The sequence below is a fragment of the Streptococcus panodentis genome, assembly GCF_017884005.1.
GTDB classification, from domain to species: Bacteria; Bacillota; Bacilli; order Lactobacillales; family Streptococcaceae; genus Streptococcus; species Streptococcus panodentis.
In genome coordinates this window covers 12,140-14,015 of record NZ_QFAY01000040.1, presented here as the reverse complement: position 1 = coordinate 14,015, position 1,876 = coordinate 12,140, and the positions used below count along the sequence as shown (strand labels likewise).

1 tRNA gene is annotated in these 1,876 nt (G+C 50.6%); it reads left to right on the top strand.

Features of this window, described 5'->3' with window-relative positions:
* Nucleotides 1–132 precede the first annotated feature (132 nt).
* A tRNA-Thr gene (locus tag DHL47_RS12740) sits at nt 133–205 on the top strand.
* Nucleotides 206–1,876 lie beyond the last annotated feature (1,671 nt).

Sequence of the window (1,876 nt, the reverse complement as noted above, 5' to 3'; positions counted from 1 at the left end):
CAAAAATCTTAGAGTCAGGCCGAAATGAGAAGCGGTCAGTCTAGCAGGAACAAAAATAGCTACAGGGTTATTGATTCGGTGAAATTCGCTCTTGACAAAAAAATTCAGAGTGCTAGAATAGAGAAGTAACTTGCCGATTTAGCTCAGTTGGTAGAGCAACGCACTCGTAACGCGTAGGTCACAGGTTCGAGCCCTGCAATCGGCATATTTTGACTGATAGAAATCTTGTGAAAGCAAGGTTTCTTTTTTTACTGAACAGGGTGTCAACTGTAAAGGCCTGAATGCAGAGAGATTAAAATATCTTTACATGGTGAAAAAATCGAGAAAATCAAAAAGAAATATGGTACAGTGAAATGGTATAAAAAGAAAGGAGGAGTATTTATGAAAAAACGATTCATGCTTTTTTTGATTTTACTAACGACCTTATTTGCCTGTGCTGGACATGTTCGGGCATTTGATGGCTTTTCAGGTGGCTTTTCTGGTTCCGGCGGTTTCGGTTCGTCAAATGATTCATCCAGTGGATTGGGGAGCGGTTTGTCAGCCAATCCTAACAGCTTGGGTTCTTTTCCTTCCGATTCTGCAGGTTCATCCGGTGGCTTAGGCAGCGGCTTGATAGCTGATCCGAACAGCTTAGGCAGTTTTGCTTCCGATTCATCCAGTGGATTGGGCAGCGGCTTGACGGCTGATCCGAACAGCTTAGGTAGTTTTGTTTCCGATTCTCCATCAAGTTCTCCTGTTGCAGCGCCCGCACCTGCGTTCTCAGGTGACGCTGCTGCTCCAGAAACAGCGGCCCCAGAGACCCCGGCTGCTCCAACTGCTGATGTTAGTAATCCAGCTGCGCCGGCTGCTGGTGCAAGTGATGCGGCGGCGCAAGGTACTTCAGCCTCTGATTCTGCAAATCCATCCAGTGATTTAGGCAGCGGCTTGACAGCCAATCCGGACAGTTTGGGTGATTTTTCATCCGATTCTGCCGAGGACACTTCGGATTCGAATGACTCATCCGGTGATTTGGGCAGCGGTTTGACGGCTGATCCGAACAGCTTAGGCAGTTTTACTTCCGATTCTCCAAATACAGCCGGTTCAGCTGTTGATTCTTTGGACGAATCAGCAAGCGATGCCCTAGTTTCTGCTAATGCTGCAGCGCCCGTACCTGCTGCCCCAACCGCTGATGTGAGTGATGATGCGACTCCAGAAACAGCGGCCCCAGAGACGCCTGCTGCTCCAACCGCTGATGTTAGTAATCCAGCTGCGCCGGCCGCTGGTGCAAGTGATGCGGGGGCGCAAGGCACTCCAGCCTCTGATTCTGCAGGTTCATCCAGTGACTTAGGCAGCGGCTTGACAGCCAATCCGGACAGTTTAGGCAGTTTTGCTTCCGATTCTCCAGCAGCAGCCGGTTCAGCTGTTGATTCTTTGGACGAATCAGCAAGCGATGCCCCGGTTTCTGCTAATGCTGCAGCGCCGGCGCCTGTTACTCCAACGCCTGACGTGAGTGTTGCTCCCGCTCCAACTGCTGAAGCAGGTCATCCAGCGACGCCAGCAGCCTCAGAAACTCCAGAATCAACGACTTCAAGCACTTCTTCTGCTCCAACCGCTGATGTGATGAGTGACACTGCCACATCAGATTCTGCGTCCTCAGAGGCAGCAGCCGCTGATACGAGTGATTCAGCACCATCCGTTTCAGGTGCTCCTGCTAGCGCTGCTGCATCAGCAAATGCGGACGATGCCGCTTCCGCTTCTGATTCTGCAGAGAATTTGTCTGATTCATCCAGTGATTTAGGCAGCGGCTTGACTGCTGATGCAGAAGATTTAGGCGACTTTTCTTCGGATTCTGGTAATGACAGATTTGGCACAAAGCCAACCACCGACCTAGGCAGCG